The organism is Hymenobacter frigidus (genome assembly GCF_014640435.1).
Lineage (GTDB): Bacteria > Bacteroidota > Bacteroidia > Cytophagales > Hymenobacteraceae > Hymenobacter > Hymenobacter frigidus.
Genome location: NZ_BMGY01000001.1, coordinates 39,363 through 58,162, shown reverse-complemented (window position 1 = coordinate 58,162; position 18,800 = coordinate 39,363). Strand labels below are relative to the sequence as shown.

General features: G+C 62.1%; 15 protein-coding genes. 3 read left to right on the top strand and 12 right to left on the bottom strand.

Annotated features, from left to right (window positions below):
* Positions 1-269 precede the first annotated feature (269 nt).
* The gene (locus IEW17_RS00230) at positions 270-710 is read left to right on the top strand and encodes a hypothetical protein (RefSeq protein WP_188559999.1); all 441 of its coding nucleotides are present in this window, start codon (positions 270-272) and stop codon (positions 708-710) included.
* 137 nt (positions 711-847) lie between these two features.
* The gene (locus tag IEW17_RS00225; RefSeq protein ID WP_188559998.1) at positions 848-2,392 is read left to right on the top strand and encodes an HTTM domain-containing protein; all 1,545 of its coding nucleotides are present in this window, start codon (positions 848-850) and stop codon (positions 2,390-2,392) included.
* Positions 2,393-2,798: 406 nt separating this feature from the next.
* On the opposite strand, the gene IEW17_RS00220 is transcribed toward IEW17_RS00225, so the two are convergent.
* Positions 2,799-3,962: an esterase/lipase family protein gene (locus IEW17_RS00220; RefSeq protein ID WP_188559997.1), complete on the bottom strand. Its 1,164-nt coding sequence runs from the start codon at positions 3,960-3,962 to the stop codon at positions 2,799-2,801.
* 124 nt (positions 3,963-4,086) lie between these two features.
* Here IEW17_RS00220 and IEW17_RS00215 point away from each other — a divergent pair, with 124 nt between their 5' ends.
* Positions 4,087-4,425, top strand: a complete 339-nt coding sequence (locus tag IEW17_RS00215) for a hypothetical protein (protein ID WP_188559996.1) — start codon at positions 4,087-4,089, stop codon at positions 4,423-4,425.
* Positions 4,426-4,501: 76 nt separating this feature from the next.
* Here IEW17_RS00215 and IEW17_RS00210 read toward each other — a convergent pair whose 3' ends face one another.
* The 11 genes from IEW17_RS00210 to IEW17_RS00160 form a co-directional block, all read right to left on the bottom strand.
* Complete coding sequence (locus IEW17_RS00210) at positions 4,502-5,131, bottom strand: flavin reductase family protein (RefSeq protein WP_188559995.1); 630 nt, start codon at positions 5,129-5,131, stop codon at positions 4,502-4,504.
* A gap of 141 nt (positions 5,132-5,272) precedes the next feature.
* A complete protein-coding gene (locus IEW17_RS00205; protein ID WP_188559994.1) occupies positions 5,273-6,142 on the bottom strand; it encodes an alpha/beta hydrolase family protein in 870 nt (289 codons plus the stop codon).
* 33 nt (positions 6,143-6,175) lie between these two features.
* Complete coding sequence (locus tag IEW17_RS00200; RefSeq protein ID WP_188559993.1) at positions 6,176-7,672, bottom strand: M28 family metallopeptidase; 1,497 nt, start codon at positions 7,670-7,672, stop codon at positions 6,176-6,178.
* A 17-nt stretch (positions 7,673-7,689) separates the two neighbouring features.
* The gene (locus tag IEW17_RS00195; protein WP_188559992.1) at positions 7,690-7,890 is read right to left on the bottom strand and encodes a hypothetical protein; all 201 of its coding nucleotides are present in this window, start codon (positions 7,888-7,890) and stop codon (positions 7,690-7,692) included.
* A gap of 119 nt (positions 7,891-8,009) precedes the next feature.
* Complete coding sequence (locus tag IEW17_RS00190; RefSeq protein ID WP_229748682.1) at positions 8,010-9,377, bottom strand: POT family MFS transporter; 1,368 nt, start codon at positions 9,375-9,377, stop codon at positions 8,010-8,012.
* Between the two features lie 10 nt (positions 9,378-9,387).
* Positions 9,388-9,711, bottom strand: coding sequence for a hypothetical protein (locus IEW17_RS00185; RefSeq protein ID WP_229748680.1), 324 nt, complete (start codon positions 9,709-9,711; stop codon positions 9,388-9,390).
* Between the two features lie 169 nt (positions 9,712-9,880).
* On the bottom strand, positions 9,881-12,142 hold the full coding sequence (locus tag IEW17_RS00180) for a M3 family metallopeptidase (RefSeq protein WP_229748678.1): 2,262 nt from the start codon (positions 12,140-12,142) through the stop codon (positions 9,881-9,883).
* 84 nt (positions 12,143-12,226) lie between these two features.
* Positions 12,227-14,011: a DUF885 domain-containing protein gene (locus IEW17_RS00175; protein ID WP_188559989.1), complete on the bottom strand. Its 1,785-nt coding sequence runs from the start codon at positions 14,009-14,011 to the stop codon at positions 12,227-12,229.
* A gap of 296 nt (positions 14,012-14,307) precedes the next feature.
* Positions 14,308-16,128, bottom strand: a complete 1,821-nt coding sequence (locus IEW17_RS00170; protein WP_188559988.1) for a DUF885 domain-containing protein — start codon at positions 16,126-16,128, stop codon at positions 14,308-14,310.
* Positions 16,129-16,203: 75 nt separating this feature from the next.
* On the bottom strand, positions 16,204-16,755 hold the full coding sequence (locus IEW17_RS00165; RefSeq protein WP_188559987.1) for a hypothetical protein: 552 nt from the start codon (positions 16,753-16,755) through the stop codon (positions 16,204-16,206).
* 121 nt (positions 16,756-16,876) lie between these two features.
* Positions 16,877-17,539: a T9SS type A sorting domain-containing protein gene (locus tag IEW17_RS00160; protein WP_188559986.1), complete on the bottom strand. Its 663-nt coding sequence runs from the start codon at positions 17,537-17,539 to the stop codon at positions 16,877-16,879.
* Between the last annotated feature and the right edge of the window lie 1,261 nt (positions 17,540-18,800).

Sequence of the window (18,800 nt, the reverse complement as noted above, 5' to 3'; positions counted from 1 at the left end):
GGGGCTGGGGATGTTCGGCACGCCGGTTCTTCGCAGGGAAGACTATTTTTCGGGAAGCCTCTTAGCCTAACGTGCGGCCCTGGCGGCAAGTTTTGACCCGAATGAAAGCCAAGAGGAATCCTTGCTGTTTTTGCCGGGTTGGCTGGGGCTCGGGCGCGGGGCTTTCGGCCCAAAAATGCGTATTTGTGCGGTCTAAAATACGGGTTAATTCGGTGACTGGCACCACGATAATATCCGTATAGAAACCCTATTCACTATTTCAGTTTGCCATGATGACAATCAAAAAAACCTCCGTTTTTTTAGCCGCCTTGGCGTTGAGCACCACCCTGCTGAGCGCCTGCGGCTCCAACGGCACCAGCTCCGATGCCACCGGTGCGGGCGGTAGCGGTACCACTGCCGACTCGGGTATGAGTGCGGATTCGTCCGGCATGAACGGTTCCCGCCGCAGCGATGCCAGCGGCAACGGCACCATGAGCCCCGATGGCGGCACCATGCCCAGCGGCAGCAGCACCAGCGGCATGACCAATAGCGGCAACGGCACCATGAGCCCCAATGGCGGCACCATGCCCAGCGGCAGCAGCACCAGCGGTATGACCAACAGCGGCAGCAGCGGCATGACCACCGGTGGCCAGGCCACGAGTGGCAGCGGCACCACCAGCGGCCGCACCACCAGCGGCCGCACCACAAGTGGCACCACAAGCGGCAACTAGCCCAACCGGCGCGGCTTACCAACTGCGCCGGACAGTCAATTTTTTCGCAAGGCGAAAGGCCCCGTCATCTTCTGGACGGCCCTTTCGCCTTGTTTATTGGCGCGGGTTTGGGAACCCTGCGCAGTTGGGGGTAAGCTATGGAGGCACGGGCAGGCAAAACCGGGTTTTGGGGTGTGCTGAAGCGGCCCTTTGTGCTCGACTTGCGGGCGCTGGCGCTGCTGCGCATGGCCACGGCCGCTGTGGTGCTGCTCGATTTGGCCATCCGCAGCACCGATTTGGAAGCGCTGTACTCCAACATGGGGGTGCTGCCCGTGGTGGCGGTGATGGAGCACGGCTGGTCGCCCTACCAATTCTCGCTGCACGCGGGCAGCGGGTTGTGGCAGGCCCAGGCCGTGCTGTTTGCGGTGGCGGCGGGGCTGGCCGGGGCGCTGCTGGTGGGCTACCACACGCGGCTGGCCACGGTGGGCTCGTGGGTGCTGCTCGTGTCGCTGCAAAACCGCAACCCGTTCATCGGGCAGGGCGGCGACGACCTGTTGCGGATGCTGCTTTTCTGGGGCATTTTTCTGCCTTGGGGCCGGGTGTGGACCTGGGATGCCCGCGCGCGGCCCGCGCCCACGCACTACGCGTATTTCAGCGCCGCTACCGTGGCCTACGTGGTGCAGCTGGCCTTGCTTTACTGGTGCACGGCGCTGCTGAAAAATGGCCCCGAATGGACCCGCGACGGCACTGCGCTCTACTACGCCTTCAGCCTCGACCAGCTGCTGCTGCCCCTGGGGCGGTGGCTCTACCCGTACCCGGCCCTGTTGCGCTTCCTCACTTTCGCCACCTACTACATCGAGCTGCTGCTGCCGTTCGCGCTGTTTTTGCCGGTGGGCGTGGCGCGGTGGCGGCTGTTGGTGGTGGGCGTGCTGTTCGGTTTTCAACTCGGCATCAGCCTCACGCTCTACGTGGGCCTGTTTTTTCTGGTGAACATGGCCTCGCTGCTGGGCCTGCTGCCGGCCGGGGTGCTGGATGGGCTCGCCCGCCGGCTGCGGCCGCACGCGGCCCGCGCCCGAACCCGCGCCACGGACTGGCGCACGCGGCTGCCGGTCTGGCAAGCGCCGTGGCGGCTGCGCCTGGAGCGCACCCGCCCGCCCTCGGTTGGCGGCCAGCGGCTGGCCCGCGCCGTGCGCGACACCTGCGTGGCCGTAGTGCTGGCCTACGTGTGCTGGTGGAACCTCGACGACGTGGCCGTGCTGCGCCCCGCCGGCGGGCTCATGGCGGAGCCCATGCGCTGGTTCGGCTACCTGTTTCGGGTCGACCAGCACTGGGGCATGTTTGCGCCCACCGTGTTCAAGGACGATGGCTGGTACGTGCTGGAGGGCACCACGGCCGCCACGGGCCGCACCCTCGATTTAAACCGCGCCGGCGCGGCCGTCACCTACGCCAAGCCGCCCTCGGTGGTGGCCCTTTTCCGGAACGACCGGTGGCGCAAGTATTCCGAAAATTACCTCTTCGTGCACAACGCCTGGATGCGGCCCTACTACTGCAACTACCTGCTGCGCATCTGGCACGAAACCCCCGCCCATCCGCGCCTGCGGCATCTTTCGGTGGTGTACATGAAGGAAGTATCGTTGCCCGACTACCGGGTGGCCCCGCCCGTCCGCGAGGTGCTCTGCGACTGCGAGCTGCCCAAGCCATGAGCGGAAACAGTGGAAAACACGGGTACTAAACACATATTCTCAGGCGCAGAATCAAGACTTGTTCCTGAATAAGAAATGGTCAAAGATTCTGGCCGATTATGATGCCTGAATGGTCTTTTTGGTTTGGCCAAGCTTGTATCCTTGGATTCTTTGAGCAGCCCCCGTTTCTGGCGCCAAAATACGACTTGGAAAACCACCGATTTCTCATTGAGGAACAAGTCTACTACTTATCGAAGCTGTTTAGTGATTTTTCAGTCGGTCATGCCGAGCGTAGCCGAGGCATCTTACTCGGGCCGTCCGGGCCGTTCAACGAGGCGAGCGAGATGCCTCGGCTACGCTCGGCATGACGGTCACTTAGTTTTTTTGAATTCCTAAACAGCTTCATCATTAACCGCTAATCACTACTCTACGCCCATTGCTTGAGGTACTGAAACACCTCGGGGTGCGTGAGCAGGCCGCCGTGGTGCTGCTGGCTGAACACGGCCGTGCGAACATTGGCCCCGGCCGGTAATGCGGCCTCATCGCCGAAGGTGGCGTGGCCACGGGCGCTGCCCTTGCCCACCAGCCCATCGCCGAAGTACTCGCGCAGGGCCGAGGGGCGGGTGGCGCGCAGCCAGGCCCCCATCAAAATGTGGTAGTGCACGCCCGGCAGCGGTGGCACGGCCGTGCGCGGCGGCGTGAAGTCGTTGGCGTGGGCATCCTGCCAGTCCTCATCCACCAGAATGGAGTAGCGCAAATCCTTGATGCCGTTGCTGCGCTGGTTGAGGGCTTTGCTAAGAAAGCGTGTGGGAAACAGGTTGATGCGCTCCAGCAGCCGCGCCGTGAAGTGCGAGTTCTGCTCCAGCCACGACCCGTCGTTGGGCGTGCCAATGAGGAAGATGGACCGCAGGTGCGCCAACCAGGGCGCTTGGTTAATTAACAATTGAGAATTAAAAAGTAAGAATTCATCGGCTGACGACTCGTTTTGCTCGGGGTCATTTTTAATTTTTAATTCCTCATTTTTAATTCCTGCCTGATTGCCATAGTACCCGGCCGAGCGAATAATGAGCCCGCCCATGCTGTGGCCCACCAGTACGAGCCCGCCAATGGCGTCGGGGTAGGTCACGACCAGCTCGGTGAGCAGGCGGCTGAGCTCGCGGCCGTTTTCGGAAAGGTGCAGGCCGGAGTTGAAACGTAGGTAGAGGGCGCGGCTGCGGGTTTCTTCGGCCAGACGTGGGCCGTAGCGCCGGCTGCCGGGCGCGTCGCTAAAGCCGGACTGCCAGATGAGCTCGTCGCCCATCAGGCCGTGCACGTACACCACCGTTTTCTGGTGCGGCTCGGTGAGGCGCAGGTCGGCCACCGCCACATCCTGCCCGCCGCGCCGGAAACTCAGGCGAATGGCGCGCGCATCGAAGCGGGCCGCCAGCTGGTCGCCGAGCGCGCCGTTGAGCACGGGCAGAAAAAAGTGCTGGTGCGCTTTGCCCAACCGCGCCAGGTAGCTGGCTCCCTTCACGGGCAGCAGCGCGGCGCGCCCCACGGCCCCGAGGGCCCGGCGGAAACGGGAAGGCGAGGGCGACTCAGAATCGGGCATGAGTGGGGAAATGAAGAGCCGCAGGAGGGCTGCGCTACCCGAAAGTACCGCCGCGGCGGGTATTGCGTTGGCCTTCCGCCCGAAATCAACGTAACTTTGCATTCCCAATCCCAAGTACTCCTTCATGAAGCTTTTCCCTCGTTCCGCCCTGGCCTTGCTGCTGGGCACCGCCTTGGCGGCCTCGCTTTCGTCCTGCGACTACCGCTGGAGCCCCGGCGAAAACACGCAATTCAAACGCGGCTTTACCAACGCGCCCGGTTGGCACAGCTACGACGTGGACCGCGATAGCATCAACTACAAGCAAAACGTGACTCCCCCCAGTGGCGAAGGCTCGGCTACAGCCATCAAAAACGGCACCGTGCAAGACCAGCTGAACTCGGCCCCCGCCGGCAAAGACGCCGCTTCCTCGCAGACCGCCAGTGGCCAACTGGCCCCGCCCGCCGATTTGACAAACCGTAAGTAAATTTTTAAGCTCAGCAAAAATCCCGCTATCTGATTGGTAGCGGGATTTTTGTGTTCATAAATCGCGGCGGCAGTGGCTACAGCGCCACCGGCGGCTGCCCTGGTCGGGCGTAGCCGTAGCGCACGGGAGCTTGCACCGCGTGGTAGCCATCGAGGCCCGAGATGCAGGCCGTGCCGAGAGCTGCGAGGTCGAGGGTACCGTCTTCGCGCAGGCCTTCTTCCCGCAGGTACACGTGTTCCACGCTGCCCACCAGCAGCACGGTGCCGTTGCTGAGGTGGTGCTCTTCCAGTAGCCGCAGGCCGATGCTGATGGGGCTTTCGGCCACGTACGGCGCGGGGAAGCCATCGCGGAACGCGGCCGTGAAGCCGCATTCGTCAAACTCCGAAACGGTGTCGGGGAAATCGGCAGAGGTGTAGTGGGCCTGAGCAGCCAGCGCCTCGGGCACGTGGTTGAGGGTGTAGCAGCCGCTGGCTTTGAGGTTGGCGTAGGTGTGGCGGGGCACGGTGGTGGGCCGCGTCACGAGGCCGAGCAGGGCAGGGTCGGAGCCCAGGTGCAGGGCCGAGCTGAACACGGCCAGGTTGGTAGCGCCGTCGGGTGCGGCGGTGCCCACGAGGTTGGCCGGCTTGAAGCCCGGCAAGCCGTTAACGAGGTTGAGGCGGTAGATGCGCTCGAAACTTTTAATGTCGGCAGCGGTGATGTGGCGCATATGGGAGGCGTGAAACGGGAATAATGGGGCAATGACCAGCTCGGTCCCCAAAATGTTCAATCCAGCTTCCAGAACCATTCAGGCGAGCACCCCGGGACTGCGCGGCCAATTTCCGGCTGGTTCGCATTGCTGGGCCAGGACTTACTTGCTCAGAAACGCAACGACTGTTTTGGTCAGGGCGAGGCGCTTATTGCTGAATGGGTGGTCCGTGTCCCACACTTCGTAACGAAAGCTGGCCTTGTTGGCGGCCCCGACGCGCTTAATCCAGGCTTCGTTGCGCCGGTTCTCGTCCAGAAATACCAGTTGCCGGGTGCCGAGCGCCGGGCCAATGGCCGTGAGTTGATACGCGGAAGCATTGGCCAGCACGGGGGCCAGTATGGCCTTGCCCGACGTGTTGTGCAGCATAAACAAGCCGTCGGCATACTGCTCAAACTCGGCGAGGTTGGCTTTTACGGGGTCGGTGGCCGTACCGTAAACGTCCCAGGGCGAAAGTATGACGGCTTTTTTGACGGCGGGCAGCAGCCGCAGTGCCTGCAGGCCCACCCAGCCGCCCATGCTGTGGCCAAACAGCGCCATTCGGGTGGTATCGATGCGCAAGGCCTTGGCTTGCTGCCTGCAAAAGGCCACCGCGCTGACCACATCCTCCACGCAATTGGTCAACGAGAAGGTGCCTTCGCTGCCCCAGGAACCGCGATAGTCAAAATACAGCACGTTCCAGCCCGTGCGGCGCACGGCCTGGGCCAGGTCGAGGTTGCGTTCGTTACCGGGGAAGCCGTGCAGCAAAATCAGCGTAGGATGCGGTTGAGCTCCCGTCGCAGTGTACATAAAAGCCGCCATTCGGCTGCCGTGGGAAGGAATGGTTAGCTCCTCACAACTGGCCGGGGCCTTGGAATCGGCCACCGGGTCCGTGACCAGGTATTTCGGGGCGGGCCCGCTCTGGGCCTTGGTGAGCCCGGGCGTACTGCCCGCCAGTAGTGCGAGCAGAAGAACGCGAAGAAACCGATTGCGCATGGGAGTAATGACGGGTGGTGAGAGGTGAATTGACTACCGCTCCAGCTTGAAGCCGGGCTCGCGGGCGGGGGCGGCCGTACGGTTGGCCACAGCCCAGCCGGTGAGGTACATCCACTGCGTCATGCGGGTGAGCTTGGAGTAGTCGATGCGGCTGGGCTCGTCGCGCGGGGTGTGGTAGTCCGGGTGCAGCAGTGAAGTGTACATCACGGCCGGAATGCCCAGGCGGGCGTAGGGTAGGTGGTCGGAGCGGAAGTACCAGCCCTCGGGGTGGGTGGCCTTGTCCCACTCGGTGTCGAGCTTGAACTTGGGGCCGGCCTGGTTAGCGGCCAACGCCGTTTTCACCAAATCCGAGGAGTTGAGGTGCGGGGCCGTGGAGCCCAGCAGCGCGGCGCTGTCGGCCACGTTGCGGCCCATCATTTCGGCATTGAGTACCGCTACGATAGATGACTGGGGCACCGTGGGGTGGGCCGAATAGTAGCGCGAGCCCAACAGGCCGCGCTCCTCCGCGCCGTGGTACACAAATAGCGCCGAGCGCCGGCTGGGCTGCTGCTTAAATGCCCGCATGATGGCCAGCAGGGCCGCGCAACCGGTGGCATTGTCGTCGGCACCGTTATAAATCGAGTCGCCGGCCACGGGCGCGCGCACGCCGTCGTGGTCCTGGTGGGTGCTGAAGAGGACGTATTGCTTCTTCAGCTCCGCGTCGGTGCCGGGCATTTTGGCCACGATGTTCACCGACGGGTAGGCAAAGGTTTCCACCCGTAAATCGGCCACAAACTGCTGGCCCGCCTGTTGCACCCAGCCGGCGGCGCTGGTGGGCAGCCACACCGTGGGAGCCTGGTTCACCACCAGCAGGTTGGGGTCGCCGGGCAGGCCGAAGCGGCCGCGCTCGTAGGTGTGGCCCCAGTGCTCAAATACGGCCTCGGCGCGGGTATCGGAAACGACGACTACGGCCACGGCCCCGGCTTTCACCAGCTCGGCGGGCTTGTCGCGCAGGGTGGCTGTGAGGTAGCGCCGGAAGCTGATGCCGTCCGTCGGCTGCCCCGAAAACAGGAACGCCACGGCTTTGCCCTTGATGTCGACCTTGGCCAGTTCCTCGGGCGTGCCCGTGCCCACGTACACCAGCGGGGCATTCACCACTGCGTTGGTGGGCTGGTACACCAGGCCGTCGTGGTTTACGCTTAGCGCGTGGCTGCCGATGCTGACCTTGCTGGCCTTGGTGAGGCGCGTGCGCTGCAGGTTGAACCACTGGAAGTAGGTGCCATCTTCGCCGGCCGGCAGCATGCCGGTACCCCGAATTTGCTCGGCCAACCACGCAGAGGCCTTCAGCTCATCCAGCGTGCCGCCTTCGCGGCCCCGGTACTTATCGCCGGCCAAGGCAAACAGGTCCCGCTTGATGTCGCTTTCGCGAATGGCGGCTTCAGCGTTGGTGGCTTTGGCAGCGGGTTTTTTTTGGGCCGAAGCCGCTAGGGGAGCGCCGAGGGTCAGGCTCGTCAGCAGCAGGCCTAAAGTAGTGCGAGTGTGGTTTTTCATGAACACGAAAAAGTTGATTATTTGAGGAAAGGTAGCGCCTGCGCCGCTACGTTGGTTGCGGCTGCTACGTGGGTTCGGGCAAGTTTGCGGAACGGCAAACAGTCCAGCCGCCGCAAGTTCAGGTCGAGTCCGCAACATTTCGCGGCCGGGGCGGTGCCGGGCCGCAGGTAGTGGCCGAGGTACTCCACCCAAAGCCGGTTCCATTCGGTGGTGCGCACGTGCTCATCGGCTGAGACGTGCGCGGCGATGGAAAAGGCTCATGCAGCAGGAGCAGCCAAGTGGCCACGAGGAGCCACAGCTTCGGGCGCGCTGCTTTCATGGAGGGAATTGCCGTTTTTTAGGTCAAAAGCGGCTCGGGCAGCTCGATGCCAACGTAGGTTTTCTCCGTCAGCCGCGAGGCGACGAGGACAAACAGGGCCACGTTCACGGCCATCAGTCCCACAAAAAACCAGTAGTAGTTAGCGCCCTGAAACCGGGCGAAAAAGCCGCCCTGCGCGATGCTCTTATTCATCAGGGCCAGAAAGAAGTTGCCGGCCGCAATGGTGAGCAGCCACAGCGCGGTGGTGAGGCTCTTCATGGCCGGCGGCGAGTGCGTGTAGGCATATTCCAGCCCCGTAACGGCTACCATGAGCGTGCCGCCCGCCACCACAAAATACGCCAGCACCTGCCACCACACCGAGGGGCTGCCCCCGCCGTCGAGCCCGTGCTGCACGCCGGCAATAATCATCATCGAAAGCGCCACGATGACCATGCCCGTGCCCATGCGCCGCAGCGGCGTGGCCCGAATCCCGCGCCGCTCCAGCGCCGGGTAGATGCGGTAGGTGAGCAGCGGATTCAGCCCGATGCCGAACACAATGCCCAGAATCTGAATCTGCTCGGGCAGCGGCGCATAGCCGGGCCACAGCTCCCGGTTGAGGTGGGCCGCCTGCAGCACCCATTCCGACACGCTCTGGTCGTAGAGCGCCCACAATACCGGGATGAAGACGAATACCAAGCCTACTCGACGCAGCGCGGCTCGGCCCTCGCCCGGCCCGAACGTTAGCCGCAGGCCCCGGACCAGGCCGGTGGGCGGCATCCGCACGTAGCGTTTGCGGCCCAGCCAAAACGTGATAGTGGCCGCGCCCATCAGCAGGCCCGGCACGCCAAAGGCCACGGCGGCCCCGTAGCGGGCGTACAGTTCGGGAATGAAGGCCGTGGACAAGGCCGCGCCCACATCAATGGCCAGCTGAAACCAGCCGTAAGCCTTGGGCAGCAGGTGGGCATTGCGCTGGTCGAACTGGTCGCCGAGGTTGGCCGTGACGCTCGATTTGATGCCGCCCATGCCCACGGCTATCACCAGCAGGCCCAGCCGGAAGCCGTTCAAATCGTCGACAAAAGCAGCCAGCAGCGCGTGCCCCACGCAGTACAGCAGCGAGAGGTAGAGGATGACGCGGTACTTGCCCACCACCCAATCGGCGAGCAGGGCGCCCACCACCGGCAGCGCGTAGCCCAGCGCCGCGAAGGAATGCACGAAGTCGTTGGCTCGGGCCTCGGCCACCACCGTTAGGGCCGCGCTGTGCGTGGGGTTGAAGAACTGCGCCACCAGAAACGTGGGCAGAATGGCCCGCATGCCATAGTAGCTGAACCGTTCGGCCACTTCATTGCCAATGATGAAGGGGACGGCCTTGGGGAAAGCGGCGGGGGATTCTTCCGGTTGAGGATGCAAAACCAGCACCTTAGAGCTTCAACAGCAGCATCATGGCCAACAGCGCCGCCATGCCGGTCAAGGCTGGTTTCAGCTGTTTGAATTCAAGCTGCTGGGTGTAGCTGACAAAGAACGCCGCGCCGCCAATGCCCGCGCAATAGGCCACGGCCAAGGCCAGCGTCCTGGCTTCAGCAGGCCAGTCGCTGGTTCTTTTGAAAACCAGTGCCAGGCCGATGCCCAAGGCAATGAGCACAATCCCGGCAAATCCACGAATTTTGAAGCGAGAGGTAGCTGTCGTAACCATTGGCCTATAGTTGATTCTGCGGTCAAGATAGGAAAAAGAAGCAGGAGCCACGAAAGCACGACCTGTCCAAAACCGCCTTCGCGTTCCCGCGCCGTGCAAAACATTGCCGGGCGCAACACCACTACCCGAGTGGGGGTAGCGTCCGGCCTGTTTCACCAGTGAGAAATGCACAAAAAAAGCCCCGACTTTCGGGGCTTTTTTTGTGCATTTCTCAAGCTGCCTATGACTTGCGCTTGGTTGCCGCGGGCTTGGGCTTGCTGCCTGGCGTTTTGCCGGGTGCGGCGGAGCCAGCTTTTGCACCGGCCATGGCGAAGGCCCGCTTCTTCATCAGCGCGTCAATTTTGGGGTCGCGGCCACGGAAGGCGCGATAGCCGGCGGCGGGGTCAATGGTATTGCCCACGGTGAAGACGTTTTTGCGCAGCCGGGCCGCCACGGCCTTGTCGTAGGGCCCGCCGGCCTCGGTGAAAGCGCTGAAGGCATCGGCCGCCAGCACCACCGACCACAGGTAGGAGTAATAGCCCGCCGAGTAGCCGTCCGATGAGAAAACGTGGCTGAACTGCGGCGTGCGGTGGCGCATTACCAGTTCGTGGGGCATGCCCAGGCCGGCCAGGGCTTCGCGCTCAAACTTGTCGGGGTCAATCTGCTGGGTGCCGGCCAGGTGCAGCTTCATATCGATGAGGGCGCTGGAAATGGCCTCGGTGGTTTCAAAGCCCTGGTTGAAGGTGCTGGCCTTGTTGATGCGGTCGACCAGGGCCTGCGGAATGGCCTTGCCGGTTTGGTAGTGCAGGGCAAACTTGTTGAGCACTTCCGGCGTGGCCAGCCAGTTCTCAAGCAGTTGCGACGGGAATTCCACGTAGTCGCGCACCACGCTGGTGCCCGAAAGCGAGGGGTAGGTCACGTTGCTCGACAGCCCGTGCAGGGCGTGGCCGAACTCGTGAAAGAGCGTGGTGGCATCGGTCCAGGAGATGAGCACCGGCTCGCTTTCCTTGTCCTTCACGAAGTTGGAGTTGTTCGAAACGATGGTCATCACGGCCTTGCCGTCCATGCGCTCCTGGTTGCGGTAGGCATTCATCCAGGCACCCGAGTTTTTGCCCGGCCGGGCGTAGGGGTCGAAGTACCAGAGGCCAATTTGCTTGCCGGTGGTTTTGTCGTTCACCTGCCAGGCCTTCACGTCGGGGTGGTACACGGGCACGTTGCTCACGGGCACGAAGGCGAAGTTGAATAGCTCGCCGGCCACCCAGAACATGCCCTCGCGCATTTTGTCGAGCTGCAGGTACTGCTTCACCTCGTTTTGGTCGAGGTCGTAGCGGGCCTTGCGCACTTTTTCGGCGTAGTAGCGGTAGTCCCAGGGCTCAATTTTGAAGTTGGCCGGGGCGCCTTCCTTGCGGGCCAGGGCCAGCATGTCGGCCACTTCTTCCTTCACGCGGGCCACGCCGGGCTTCCACACCTGCTCCATGAGGCGCATGGCGGCTTCCGGGGTTTTGGCCATCGTGTTGTCGAGGCGCAGGTGGGCGTGGGTGGCGTAGCCCAGCAGCTTGGCCCGCTCGGCGCGCCGCTGCAGAATCTGGGTGATAATGGCGTTGTTGTCGTGCGCGCCGCCGTTGTCGCCGCGGTTCGTGAACATCCGCCAGGCTTTCTCCCGCAGTGCCCGCTGGTCGGAGTAAGTCAGGAATGGGTCGATGCTGGAGCGGGTGTTGGTGATGACGCCCGCCGCGGCAATCTTGCGCGTGCCGGCCGTGGCTTTGGCCGCATCGCGTAGCGATGCCGACAGCCCGCCCAGGTCCTTGTCGGTTTTCAGCACCAGCACCGAGTCGGCCTCGTCGGCCAGCACGTTCTGCGAGAAGTTGGTGAAAAGCCCCGCCAGCTTCTGGTTGATTTGCGAGAGCCTAGCCTTGGCCGTGGCGTCGAGCTTGGCCCCGGAGCGAACAAATTCCTTGTAGCGCACCTCCACCAGCCGCTGCTGCTCGGGCGTGAGCTGCTTGGTGGCGGGCGCATTATACACCGCCTCAATGCGCTTGAACAGCGCCGTATTCTGCGAAATCTGGTCGTAGAAGCCCGCCAGCTTGGGGGCCATTTCCGTTTCCACGGCACTGAACGCGGCATCGTTCAGCGTGCTGCTCCAGATATCGTATGCCGTCGAGACGCGGGTGAGGGTCTGGCCGCTGCGCTCCAGCGCCGCAATGGTGTTTTCGAAAGTAGGAGCCTGCGGGTTGTTGGCGATGGCGGCTACTTCGGCCAGGTTTTCAGCCATAGCTACTTCCAGCGCGGGCTTGAAGTCGGCCACTTTTATCTTGTCAAACGCCGGCACGCCACCGTGCGGGCCCGTCCAGGGGGCGAGAATGGGCGCTTGGGCCGCTTGTGCCGAGGCCGTAGGAGCAGGAGTTTGGGCCAGGCCCGGGGTGGGAAGCAGGGTGAAGGCCAGGCCCAGCGTAGCCAGGAAACCGGCCAGCCGGCGGGGGGAAGGAGAGAGCGACATACGCATGATAAGGAGAAATAAAAGGGTGCCGTAACTGCGTGAAGATAGAGCGAGCCGGCGAGTGCAGCCGAGGCGGCGCTGTGTAGCGCGCTACCGCTGGCGCGCCGCCCAGGCGTCCATGCGGCGCTCCAGAATGGCCAGGGGCATGGAGCCACCGGCCAGAATCTCGTCGTGAAAGACGCGCAGGTTGAACTTGGGGCCGAGCTGCTTTTCGTAGCGCGTGCGCAATTCGCTCAGCTTCAGCGCCCCGGTTTTGTAGGCCAGCGCCTGGCCGGGCAGCGCCATGTAGCGCTCTATTTCGGCGGTGGCGGCCTGCTCGCTGATGGGCTCGTTGGCCATCATGTAATCGATGGCCTGCTCGCGGCTCAGGCCCTTGGCGTGCAGGCCCACATCCACCACCAGGCGCAGGGCGCGGTGCATCTCATCGCCCAGCGCGCCGATGCGCTGGTAGGGGTCGGTGTAGAGGCCCAATTCTTTGCCAAGGCTTTCGCAGTACAGCGCCCAGCCCTCGCTGAAGGCCGGGTAGGAGGCAAAGCGCCGGAACTTGGGCAGGCCGGTGTTTTCCTGCTGCAACGACAGCTGATAGTGATGCCCGGGAATAGCCTCGTGCAGAAATAGCGACTCCATGCCCGAGGTGACGTTGAACTTGGTCGCATCGAGAATGGGCACGTAGAAAATGCCTGGCCGCGAGCCGTCGGGCGTGCCGCGGTTGTACTCGGCCGAGGCCGTGGCGGCCCGGAAGGCTTCGGTCTGCCGGATTTCAAACGGCGATTTTGGGGCCAGGCCAAACAGCCGGGGCAGGCTGGGCGTGATGCGGGCCTGAATGCCCCGGAAGGCTTTCAGGACTTCCTCCGGTGACTTGTAGGGTGTGTATTTGCTATTAGAAGCGAGGGAGTTGAAGAAGCCCGACAGGCTGCCCTTGTAGCCGGTCTGCTTTTTCACAGCCTCCATCGCGGCCCGAATGCGCTTCACCTCGGCCAGGCCGGTTTGGTAAATGGCTTCCGGCGTGCGCTCGGTGGTCGTCATCAGCCGCACGTTGTAGCGGTACATCTCGGTCCCGCCGGGTACATCGGCCAGGCCGGCGGTGGGGCGGGCGCGGGGCAGGTACTCGGTTTGTAGAAACTCGGCCAGCTTGCGGTAGGTGGGCACCAGCTGCGAGGCAATGGCCTGCTGATAGGCGGCCGTGAGGCGGGCGCGGTCAGCCTCCGAAAAGTTGGCCGGCAAGCGCGTGATGGGCCCGTAGAATAGGCTTTTGGTGGCATCGGCGGTAACCTGGGCCTGGAGCTGGGGCACCATTTTCAGCACTAGCACCCGGGGCAGCACCACGCCGGTGCGGGCACCCTGCCGGAAATTGCCGATGGCCGAGTCGGCCCACACCGGGAACCGGCCCACGCGGGCCAGCCAGTTGTCGTAGTCGCGCACCGTGCGGAAGGGCTGCGCGCCGGTGCCCGCGCCCAGCTGACTCAGCGTGGTGGGCAGGCTGTAAAACTGAGCAAACGGCATCATCCAGGTATTCAGCCGCAGGCCCTCGATGCGGCTGCGCATTTCGTACTGAAAGATGTCGTAGCTGAGCTTGTCGTCGGCCCGGAGGCGGGCGCGGTCAATGTTCAGCAGGTCGTTGAGGTAGCGGCGGTAGAAGCGAATCTGCTGCTGGCGGAAGGCGCGGGTCTGGTCGTTGGGCAGGCGGTCATTGTAGCGGTTGTCGCCCTGCGATGTGGCCACCAGCGGAAACAACCGCGCCCGGCCCTCCCAGTAATCGTTAAACAGGCCCGTCAGCAGCGCCGCCGAAGTGGAATTACCCGGCGAAAGTTGGGCTTCGGCTGGGTAGGCCGTTAAGCACCATACGGCCAGCAGAATAGTAAAAAAACGCGTCATCAACCATTGAATAAGCGGGCAAGCTACATAGATAGGCGTAGAATCCCCCGGTTTTATGCCAAAAAGCCCCGCACCGGAATAATCCAGGCGAGGCTTTTAGGAATATATATTTAGTTATCGAGCTTGTTCCTCAATAAAAAATACCGAGAACAATTGGCGGTCATGCTGAGCTTGTCGAAGCATCTCTCCCGAACGACACCCGAACGAGGCGGGAGAGATGCTTCGACAAGCGGACGCCAGATGAGCATGACGTTCTATGGCAAGTTTGCTAATTTAGGAACAAGTCTATTTACTTCTTATTGCTTTGCCGCCCAGGCGTCCATTTTCTTTTCCAGCACGGCCAGCGGCATCGAGCCGTCCTTCAGCAGCTCGTCGTGGAAGGTGCTGAGGTTGAATTTGCTGCCGAGCTGCTGCTCGTATTTGGCGCGCAGCTCCCGGATTTTGAGCTGACCGATTTTGTAGCCCAGCGCCTGGCCGGGGATGGCCATGTAGCGCTCGATGGCCGAGGTGGCCTCGTCAGGCGTGGTGCTCAGGTTGGCCAGCAGGTAGGCAATGGCCTGCTCGCGGGTCATCTGGCGCGAGTGCAGGCCGGTATCCACCACCAGGCGCACGGCGCGCAGCATCTCGTCGCCCATGGCGCCCATGCGCTGGTAGGGGTCTTTGAAGAGGCCAAGCTCCGGCCCGAGGCTTTCCGAGTACAGCGCCCAGCCCTCCACGTAGGCATTCTGGCCGCCGAAGCGCCGGAACTTGGGCAGGCCGGTGCTTTCCTGCTGCAGCGAAATCTGGTAGTGGTGGCCCGGAATGGCCTCGTGCAGAAACAACGACTCCATGCCCGAGGTGGTAGCAAACTTGGTAGCGTCCGGAATCGGCACGTAGAAAATGCCCGGCCGCGTGCCGTCCGGCGAGCCCTGGTTGTACTCGGCTGAGGCCGAGGCTTCGCGGAATTTCTCGGTCTGGCGAATTTCAAACGGCGTTTTGGGCGTGCGGCCAAACATCTTGCTCAGGTTGGGCAGCATCCGTTGGTGGATGTCTTCGAAGGCGGCCAGCACTTCCTCCGGCTTCTTGTAGGGCCGGAACTTAGCGTCGGTGTTCAGGTACTTGAAGAAGGCCGGCAGGTCGCCTTTGAAGCCTACTTCGGTCTTGATTTTCTCCATCGCGGCCCGGATGCGGGCCACCTCGCTCAAACCGGTTTGGTAGATTTCGGCCGGCGTTTTGTCGGTCGTCGTCTCGTACTTCACGTCGTAGGCGTACATCTCCTTGCCGCCGGGCACGGCGTCGATGCCGCTCGTGGCGCGGGCCTTGGGCAGGTACTCATTTTGCATAAACGTGCCCAGCTTCTGGTAGGCGGGCACCAGCTCCGTCAGGATGGCCTTTTTATAAGCCTCGGTCAGCCGGGTTTTATCAGCGTCCGAAAAATCTTTGGGCAGGCGGGTAATGGGGCCGTAGTATAGGCTCTGGGTGGCGTCGGTCACCACAATGTCCTTGGCCTGCAGCTGGGGTATCATGCGCTGCACCAGCACCCGGGGCAGCACCACGCCCGTGCGCAGGCCCACCCGGAAGTTGGCAATGGCCGAGTCGGTCCAGGCTGTGAAACCGCGCACCCGGCCCAGCCAGTTCTCGTAATCCTTCACCGTTTTAAAAGGTTGGTTGCCCTGCCCCGAGCCGTACTGGCCCAGCGAGATGGGCAGGCCGTAGAACTGGTTGGCCGGCATCATCCAGGAGTTGAGCTTGAGGCTGGCCAGGCCGTGGTTCATCTCGTATTCGAAGATGTCGTAGCTGATTTTGTCGTTGTCGCTCAGCTTCTCGCGGTCAAACGTTTGCAGCCGCGTGAGGTAGCCCTGGTAAAAGGTGCGCAGCGTGTCGCGGAAGGCGCGGGTCTGGTTGTTGGGCAGCTGGTCGTTGAAGCGGTTGTCGCCATACGCCGTGGCCGACAGCGGGTCGATGCGCGACTGCTTTTCCCAGTAGCTGTTGAACAGGCCCGGCAGGCCCGAGGTCGAGTCGGCGGCGGCTCCCGTTTCGTTGTTGGCGCTGCTCGTAGCAGTCTCGGTGGTTTTGGTCTGGTTGCAGGCCGTAGTGAGGGCGGCCGCGACAAGGCCGGCCAGGGCAAGTTTTTTCATGAGTGGGGTTGAATGTGCCGCAAGCTACAACGCCGGCGGCTCCCCACCATCAGGTAAATTGGGGAGTTGGCGCGCTCAGCGGCGGGCGGCCAGCCGGGCCACCGCTAGCCGGCCCAGCTCCGGCGCAATCCGCTCGCGCGACCCATCCTTGACGCGGCGCGGCAGGCCGATGACGAGCGTGCGGCCGGGCAGTTGCACGTACAAATCGCCGTGGTCTTCATCGTAATACGCCTCGCGGCCCAGGCCCTTGACGGGCAGCATGTTGCGGCGGCGTAAGTTGTTGCCGGCCTGGGCCACCTGAAACGCGGCGGCCGGCCGAAACGACACCAGCACCACGGCCTCGGGGCTGGCCGGTTGGTTGGCTTCCACAAAGCGGCAGGCCTCGCCCTGGGCCTGCTGCTGCACGGCCTGGCCGGTGAGTTCCGCCACCTCGCGGGCCGTGAGCAGGCCGCAGGCTTCGGTGGGCAGGGTCGCCGTGGTGTCGAGCGGCACGGCTGCGGAGAGGCCCTGGCCGCCGCTGGCTTGCTCCAGGGGCGCGCCAGTGCTGCAGGCCCCTAGGTATAAAGCGCTGGCCAACACGGCTGCACGGACCCGTGCGGCGCGGAGGGAAAAGGATGGATTGAACATGGCGATAGCAAAGAAGAAGAAACCGGTACCCGAGCTATTACGCACCCACGCAGAAAAAAGTCCTGCCCTCCGCTAACGGAAGGCAGGACTTTGATGCGGGAGCTGCGATGCGCGGGAGGCGCTATTCGCGTACCAGGCGCTGGGTGGTGCGGCCCGCTTCACCGGTGAGCTCCAGGAAGAAGGTGCCCTTGGCGAGCTTCGTCAGGTCCAGCTGGTCGTTGCCGGTGGCCTGGCCGCTGAGCAGGGTTTGCCCAATGGTGTTGAGCAGGCGGTAGCGAACGTCGCCCAACGTGGCCGGCAGCGTCACAATCCCCGTGCTGGGGTTGGGGTACACGGCCAGTTCGTTGCGCAGCTGCACGGCCGCTACCGGCGAGAATGCGGTGGTACCATCGGTGTCAACCTGGCGCAGGCGGTAGTAGGAGCGGCCGGCGAGCGGGCGGCTGTCCACAAACGCGTAGTTGTGGGCGTTGCTGGTGTTGCCCTGGCCCTTCACTGTGCCCACGGTTTCGAACGCTTCGCCGGTGGCGCTGCGCTGCACTTCAAACCGGTCGCTGTTTTTTTCGCTGGCGGTGGCCCAATTTAGATTTACACTCTGGCCTTTAGTTTGAGCATTGAAGCGGGTCAGTTCTACCGGCAATACCGTGGCGCCGCTGCTGAATACTTTGAACTCATCGATGCCCCACACCTGCTGGTTGCTGGAGTTGGTTAGGGTGATGCGCACACGGGCATTGAGCGAGTTGATAATGTCAATGCTTACCTTGCCGTAGCCACCGGCTCCGGTCAAGTCTTGATTTCTTCCGTTGGCGCTGATAGTGCTTAGTAGACTTGGGGTGAACGTAACGGGTACCGTCGGTGGTGTATCACCCTTAAATGTGGCGGTTGCTGTGAGCGAACCAGGGGCGATGGCGTTGCCTTGGTGGCACCACACAACGCCAGAATCAAACCCATTTTGACCATTTGTATTATTGTTATTGCCCGTCACAGTGACTATCGGGTAGTATGTAGCCCCATAATTCGAACTGACTTCCACCTCAACCTTATCGATTAGCTTAATGCCATTGTTGGGATTGTTGGAAAGCGCCGTTAATAAAAACTCTACCCGATTGCCGGTCGAGCCATCCGAGAATCTGATATTACGGAATTCAAGGGTTTGCGATGCTGCGCCGGTGCCGCCGTTCACCAAGCTCCACGCATGTGTCGCGGTTGGTCCCGTTGCCTGGGAATAATACAAGGCGTCATTTGGGCTGCCGTTGTTTGTCACGTTCCCGCCGTTTGTAACAAAAGGATTACCGGTGTACGTGATGGTTGGAACGGCACCGGTGGTGCCCTCAAAATTCTGCTGGAATTGAAGAGCCTGGGCCCGGCCAGTCAAAGGGCCAAGGAACAATGCCGCAGCGCCCAAAAGCAGGGTGCCCTTGTGGCTAATACATTGCGCAAAAGAAAGAAAAGAATGACTCATAGTGAAAAAAATGTAAGTGTTAAAGGAGGATAATGAGGGGCAAATTCAGCCAATACTGCCGGCAGAAGCGCTTCGTGAGTGTGGACTTTGGCTAATATGTAACTTCAGTCGTGATGATACAAAATACGGAACAGTGAAATGCGTCAAACTGGTCCTTAATCATCGCAATTTAAAGTTATTTATTTGATTATCTATGAAAAAAATAAATCTACATCCAATTTGTCCCCCACTCAACCTGTTGTTTCACAGATTGTTTTACGGACAAATCAACTGATGTTACACAATGGCCTGACCTAGGTGCTGGAAAGACGCTTTTGCTACTTTAGGAAAGGTCTTTTCCAAGCAACCAAGCACTACGGTGCGTAACATCAGAAATTTAATTATACAGAATCATTGTTAATCTTAAGCCCGACATTAAGGTATTGGCTCAGGAGCAGGTAAGCCAACCGCTTTGGCACCGGAAATGCCCTTCTGCCCAGGCCGCTTCTCTTTCTCAGGGTTCGAGTTAATTTCGCAATCCAAATTTCGCTTTTTGCTCTTGTCTCTCCCGAAGTTCTTATTGCTCCTGTTCCTGCTGGCCCTGCCG